Origin of the sequence: Primorskyibacter flagellatus (assembly GCF_900176485.1) — a bacterium.
Taxonomy (GTDB): domain Bacteria; phylum Pseudomonadota; class Alphaproteobacteria; order Rhodobacterales; family Rhodobacteraceae; genus Primorskyibacter; species Primorskyibacter flagellatus.
In genome coordinates this window covers 1-6,172 of sequence record NZ_FWYD01000045.1, presented here as the reverse complement: position 1 = coordinate 6,172, position 6,172 = coordinate 1, and the positions used below count along the sequence as shown (strand labels likewise).

Genomic DNA, 6,172 nt, shown 5'->3' with positions numbered 1-6,172 from the left:
CCCACTAGGCAATTCTCTGCGAGTCGCTCCGCTAATTGCCGGTGGGTCGGAGGCGCTGCGCCCTCTTGGACCTCCTACCAGAAGCTCCCGCTTGGGTGGTTTCGCACCCTTCCGATCCTGCCATATCGGTTGGCGGAATGCGCGGAGCCAGATTGACTTTCAACGCGCCCCATTGAGAGCAGGTGATGACTAGAACACACTATATTGGTATATGTGGACCCTCCTGCCACAAAATGAAGTGTACGATTCGATCATGATGCTGAAGACATCGTCCCACATCAGCCGGAAAGCAGTTACAACGCTACTGCACAGCCCTCGGACTGCCGCAGCCATAGGCAAACCGATGAACACCGTGGTTTGTATCGACCTGTGGCTTCTTGATATTGCGGCAGAAGATGCATCGCGACTGTTTCGAGAGATGAGGCGACAAAAGTTTGGTAGGTGGTCGAGCTATAAGCCACGACACACCAACTCGCCGAGGAACGGTACGCCCTCTGATACATGGGTTATCGAGGCCCCAAATGATCGTCACCACGTTCATTGGATGCTGCATGTGAAACCTGAACATTACACCGAGTTTAAAGAAAAACTGGCGAAGTGGGTGAGATGCATGGCCGGACTGGACCAAAGTGAAGCGTTACCCGAAGGGGCTTTACATATTTGCCCGGCGACTAACCCAGAAGGAAAGAAGCTCTACATGGCGAAGGGAATTGATCCGTTTTACGCACGAATGTTTCGCATTCGACCAGTGGAAAGTGGTGTAGTTCACGGGAAACGGGCTGGAACCGCGCCCGCGCTTGGTCCGGCCGTTTGGAAGCCCTTAAAAAAGGCATATATGGCGCGGCGGCCCTCTAGGTAAGGAAGGGTATCTCTGGGCCGCGAATAGTGACCTTGGCGCAAGATGCAATCGACTCTTTTATCCGCGCATGTATGTGTTGCACCCGGCGCAATAGTGAGGAAGCATCTTGGCACCGTCGATTACGGCCTATGAGGTCTCTATTATCAAAGGCATGCTGCGCATGGGGTTCAAACCGGCGCTAGTGCAGTCATATTTCACCCGACCAGACAGGCTGGTGAACCCAGCACGCATTCAAGAAATTAAAAAAAACTCCACGGCGAGAATAGAAGCGATTCCGGCAGCAACCGATGAAGAGGTCGGGTACTTCCTAGATGATTTTTATAGGTCGAGCTCAAACCCAGATGACTACGCCCCTCCCACACAGGAAGCAGAAGTCACACAGTTCACGCTAGGTGTTAATGGAAAGCTCACCATACTTTCCAGTGAGGCTGATGTTCAACTTGGCACACCCGAAATTCAGGAGATCTACGAAGAGCTGAGAGTGAAAGCTCTCAGCCTCGGCCAGCACGGACACAATATCCTAGGCCAACTCCACAAAGACGTCGTAAGGTTCATAGACGCCCTGCCTGAGGACCCTCTGTCAGCATCTGTTGTGCGAATTTTCATGAGGGGCAGTAACCTCAAAAGCAAGCTGGCCTCCTACCAAATCTCCCAAGAAAACCCAGATCTGTACCCACTCGTAGACCTGGATGCCGCGGTCGCACCCCTTATTGTCGATCTCGTTGACTCCTTTACACTACTAGTCAACCTCACTCCTGCCATGGCAGTGCTCGAAGCCAAGGCATCAACGCAAGAGGAATACGTTTCTCAAGGTGAAGCGCTAGAGGCTATACAGCCAGCACTTGAGCAAGTTGAACAAGTTGCAGATCCAGAAGCGGCCGAACTTTTAGATGAGCAATTAAATGAAGGGCTTAGCGCGTCTTTAGATAAATCCGGCCGCGCCCAAAGAAGCGTGGCCTTCTCTTCAGTCAGAAACTTCGCTATCAGCATCTTCACTCCGGTGTACCACGCTGCCAGGTACGTATTTGGTGACGATAAGCTTCCTTCTAGTTTGCAAGCTCTCAGGAACGGTGCTGCTTACGCTGCCGGAAACAAACTATACCCCTACCTTCACGATCGCTTCCCGGCAATCATCGAGTACATCAGGAACCACGCAGAAAGCTTAACTACCTACGCGGAGAAGGTCGTGACGAACCAGAAACTCCAAGAGTTTATAAGTTCCATGATCGAGGTGGTAAGCAATATTCTATAAGGCTGTAGAACCTTTGACCAACCAGAACAAATCACACGCCGTAATGGCTCAGAGAAGTGAGGCAAAGGATAGTCTAGACAACTTCCCTACGCCTCCATGGGCCACAAGAGCTCTGGTTGAGCACATAATAGAGCGTGGAAATGAGAGATTTCTACGCTCTATGTCTTGCCTAGAGCCAGCATGTGGTGCTGGGCATATGGCAAAAACTCTTTCTGAATATTTTGGCTCAGTCATCGCGTCAGACATCTTCCCATATGGCTATGGAAGCGTTGAAAACTTCCTGGACAGGGATGAAGCATCTGAGACATTTGATTGGGTTATAACAAATCCACCATTCAAATTCGCTGAGGATTTCATCAACAAATCTCTACGCATATCTACCCGTGGCGTCGCTATGCTGGTGCGCACTGTATTTATTGAAAGCGTTGGTAGGTACGATAGAATTTTCTCTAAAAACCCACCACAGAAGTTCGCTCAGTTTAGCGAGCGCGTACCAATGGTAAAAGGAAGGTTGGACAAGAAGGCTTCGACGGCTACTGGATATTCGTGGATCGTATGGGAAAAGAATATATCTCCTGAGCCTCGTCTACTTTGGGTGCCTCCATGTCGGAAATCTCTTGAACGCGACGAGGACTATGTAGAGGCATTATCTTCCGGCCCATTTAGCGAACGCTACGAAGCGTCATTAAAAATAGAAGCATCACAGAAGAAGCTTCTCTAAAATTTGTGCGGTTTCGTCACTGACGCCCTTCAGCTTAAAATCAAGCTCCGCTCAGGTCTGCAGCCTGACGCGGAGCTTTGTTCATGCGCGTCGCACAGCGAATTTTTCTAGGAGCGCCGCCAGGGCCACCAAGAAATGTGCTTTGGTCTGTCATCCGTCAAAAGGGCCGTTATTCGACCTTCGGAGCTGTCTAAGCGTTTCCGAAGGTCGTTGATTGTGTCGGCCATCTGATCCTTCTGGGCTTCCAGTCCTTGGGCTTTTTCGCGCGCGACGGCTAGCGCTTTTTCTAGCTCAAAAACGCGCTCCAAGTCGCTGCGATTGAACGCGAATCCTCTATGTTGCGTATCGTTGCTTTGCGGGTGTTGCGCATCGTGTTGCGCAGCGGTGGGTGGGAAAACGCGATGCAACTCCGACGGCTCGATCTCATATGAGCCACTGTCACCTTTGGCTGCTGAAATCTTGCCGTTTTTGATGGCTCTTTGGATTGTGGTCTTATTTTTTCCGGTGGCCTTTGCCGCTTCGGATAGTGAATATTTCATGCCATTGCTTCCCGTTTCTTCTTGCCTGTTGCGCAACACTTTATCGTGTTGCGCAATGCAACGCCAAGGAAACCTGATCGAGGCAGCGCCAAGCCCGGTTACCGCAGACTGCCCTGCTTTCCGCAGTAGGCCACAAAGGCAGCGCCTGCATTTTTTGGTGGGTTTCCTTTGGCCGCTTCGCTTTTGGCGAATGAAAGCCAGTCGGCGCGCAGGGCGTAGTAGTCGCGGCCCTTCTCCCTGGCGATGATCCTCGCCTTGTCCTCGGCCCATTCTGGCAGTTGGATCTCGGGCAGGGGGTAGCTCTGCGGTGATCGCGGGCGGAAGATCACCAGATCGTCGGCTGTCAGCTCCATTCGATAGAACGGCGTATGATCGTCCTCGATAATCTGGCGGATGTTTAACCGAAACTTCTTCAGGGGGGCATTGCTGCCGGTCTTTTCCTGAAGCTTAGCGAGGCCGATCTGCCACTTTGGCTGGCCTCCACAGTGCTTGCGGCCGATCTCGTAGAGGCGGCGCTCAAGCGGGCGGCGCAGGCGAAAATAGTCGTTCGAGATCGTCACGACCTCGTCGCCCTCGATTGCGCGCATCACCCAGTCGGACAGGATCACCTCGCAATAGTCGAGACGCCACTTTCCCTCTCCTTTCATGACAAACCCGCTGCCCGATTCAAGTAGGCTAAAAAAACGTGTTTCGCGCTTATTCCCGGTCTGAATGTCGGTCTGGAAGGTCGTGCCAATGAGCCTCTGAAACGCCTGCTCCAGGCGTTTATACTCGACCCCGCCCGTTTTGCGGTTTGTGGTAATCATCAGCTCGCGAGCGCTGAAACGCACCCGTTTCCCGATCTTCTCACCCCTGTTCTTGCGGTGCATCAGCTGGCTCACGCAAAATATCAGAATATCCTTGTCGAAAATCGTTGGCAGGCCGACGCCAGACGGAACGATTTTCAGTCGGTTATCGCCCCCGCGATATTCGAGGTGGCGCATGTCTGGCTTGGTGGCGAGCGAGAACAGCGGATGCTCCATCGAGGCCATATCATCCTTAGGCACAACATCAGAGATATCGAGGATGAAGAAGTCCTTCTGGGGATGTCTGTCGGGGAGCAGTGGCATCCATATCCCTTTGTTAAGTTCGTTACATCTGGAACCAGCATTGGACATGACCGTCCAGCTCGTCAAGTTCGTTATATCAGGACCCGACCTCGGGGCCAAAACAGTTCGTTAGTTTCGGAACCCAGATTCGTTAGTTTCGGAACCCGGATTCGTTAGTTTCGGAACCCTGTGGATAGTTTCCTGCTGTACGGACAATACGTTAAGTGCGATTTTTGGGTCCGTAACATACTCCGTAGGTAACACTATTAACACTAGGGTCATTCCTCCAAATACAGGCCATCATCTCTCTCTTCCTGCTCAGAGAGAACGGGACTGCTGTCATCTATTTCCAGCCCCTGCTCTTGATTGAGAGGAATATCGTGCTGAGGAAGATCAAGGCCCAGGTGGCGATCGTATCGCTCCACCAGTTCAGACGCTTCTGTAGGCCAGAGCTGCTCAGCAGACAGATGCTGTTCTGGGTCCTGTATCCGAAGGTTTTTTACGAAAGCTTCAACCTGGGCGCAGAACATGCTGCATTTTGCGACAACTGCACCAAGATGTAGCCGATCTGAAAGTGCCGGAAACCAAGTTCTGCCCGCTTCATGCCCGTCAGGCCGCTTCAATTCTTCTGGCCCCATTCCGAAGCGTCCTGCAGCACCGATGATCCCCTCAGCTCCCTTGCGAATAGCGTTGATCAGTCTCCAAGTGTTTTTCTCGACGGAAGCTTGGTCTTCGATCTGTTCCTGGTCAAATTTACCATCGGGTGGCTCGTACGCATGTGGATTGTCCTGGTGGCGGATAATTTCGCCCCTGAGAAGCAGGTAGTCTCGGAGAAGGTCAGTGTCCTCCCAAGAGAGCTCCGCAGCCTGTAGGGCCCCTCTGAGGCTCTCTGCGGGCTGCTGGACGGCCTCGCGGGCCTTGTCCATGACAGCCCCATAAGTTTCCGGCGACAGGTGTTGGCGCTGCGTGAGTTCTTTTCGTGTCCCACGCACGATCTCGCTGTCCAGAGTTTCGCGGCACCAGTCGGCCCAGGACGTTTGCAAGGCGGCGTATTCGTTCCGCTCGCCTGTGGCCTCCTTCAACTCGCGCAGCGCCTTGTTCGTCGAGATCACTGGCTTGCCTCTGCTTTGCCGGACAGGCGAAACTAGGACATCGACCACGGCCCCGCCTTTCTCATCGAGATCCAGACGGGTAGCAAACACGGACCCTTTCCCACCCCAGCTCTCGGCCCAGACCTTCGCCTGTTTAAAGAGCTGACGATTGTGCGAGTTGTTGGGATCGTGCAAGTTGCCGGCCTTTTCCACCCATTCCGGGGAGACCACGCAGAGGGCCTGCAGGGCAATCGGGGCGTTCTTCCGTTCGCCCGCCCCCTGCTCGGCCTTGTGGGCCTTGAAGGCGGCGAGATAGTCACGGTCGTTCTCTGCCTTCGACCAGGCGAGACCGAAACCGGGTTCCGCATCCTCCCTAACACGCGCCTTGCCGGTCTCGTCGTGACGCTGTGCATGGAGGGATGCCCCGCGAAGCTGGGCGATGGTGGAGATCTTGTTAATGCGGATTGCTGCCTTGAACATGGAATAAGGATAGCTACCAGGGAGAGAGTTGTCATTTTAAATGACAACCCACTAGGCAATTCTCTGCGAGTCGCTCCGCTAATTGCCGGTGGGTCGGAGGCGCTGCGCCCTCTTGGACCTCCTACCAGAAGCTCCCGCTTGG

6 protein-coding genes are annotated in these 6,172 nt (G+C 53.4%); 3 read left to right on the top strand and 3 right to left on the bottom strand.

The window, feature by feature from the left end; genetic code table 11:
* Positions 1-253: 253 nt before the first annotated feature.
* The 3 genes from B8991_RS20640 (at position 254) to B8991_RS20630 (ending at position 2,832) form a co-directional block, all read left to right on the top strand.
* A complete protein-coding gene (locus B8991_RS20640) occupies positions 254-859 on the top strand; it encodes a hypothetical protein (protein WP_179141570.1) in 606 nt (201 codons plus the stop codon).
* Positions 860-965: 106 nt separating this feature from the next.
* The gene (locus B8991_RS20635) at positions 966-2,111 is read left to right on the top strand and encodes a hypothetical protein (protein ID WP_084355164.1); all 1,146 of its coding nucleotides are present in this window, start codon (positions 966-968) and stop codon (positions 2,109-2,111) included.
* Positions 2,112-2,307: 196 nt separating this feature from the next.
* The gene (locus B8991_RS20630) at positions 2,308-2,832 is read left to right on the top strand and encodes a hypothetical protein (protein ID WP_218673281.1); all 525 of its coding nucleotides are present in this window, start codon (positions 2,308-2,310) and stop codon (positions 2,830-2,832) included.
* 107 nt (positions 2,833-2,939) lie between these two features.
* On the opposite strand, the gene B8991_RS20625 is transcribed toward B8991_RS20630, so the two are convergent.
* The 3 genes from B8991_RS20625 to B8991_RS20615 form a co-directional block, all read right to left on the bottom strand.
* Entirely contained in the window at positions 2,940-3,371 is a 432-nt protein-coding gene (locus B8991_RS20625; protein WP_084355163.1) for a hypothetical protein, read from the bottom strand.
* 98 nt (positions 3,372-3,469) lie between these two features.
* Positions 3,470-4,480, bottom strand: a complete 1,011-nt coding sequence (locus B8991_RS20620; RefSeq protein ID WP_084355162.1) for a replication initiator protein A — start codon at positions 4,478-4,480, stop codon at positions 3,470-3,472.
* Positions 4,481-4,737: 257 nt separating this feature from the next.
* Complete coding sequence (locus tag B8991_RS20615) at positions 4,738-6,030, bottom strand: plasmid recombination protein (RefSeq protein WP_084355161.1); 1,293 nt, start codon at positions 6,028-6,030, stop codon at positions 4,738-4,740.
* Positions 6,031-6,172 lie beyond the last annotated feature (142 nt).

Bases quoted from the DNA above. Each gene is read 5' to 3' on its own strand.
- B8991_RS20640 (WP_179141570.1), top strand. From the start codon at position 254: ATGATGCTGAAGACATCGTCCCACATCAGCCGGAAAGCAGTTACAACG.
- B8991_RS20630 (WP_218673281.1), top strand. From the start codon at position 2,308: ATGGCAAAAACTCTTTCTGAATATTTTGGCTCAGTCATCGCGTCAGAC.
- B8991_RS20625 (WP_084355163.1), bottom strand. From the start codon at position 3,371: ATGAAATATTCACTATCCGAAGCGGCAAAGGCCACCGGAAAAAATAAG.
- B8991_RS20620 (WP_084355162.1), bottom strand. From the start codon at position 4,480: ATGCCACTGCTCCCCGACAGACATCCCCAGAAGGACTTCTTCATCCTC.
- B8991_RS20615 (WP_084355161.1), bottom strand. From the start codon at position 6,030: ATGTTCAAGGCAGCAATCCGCATTAACAAGATCTCCACCATCGCCCAG.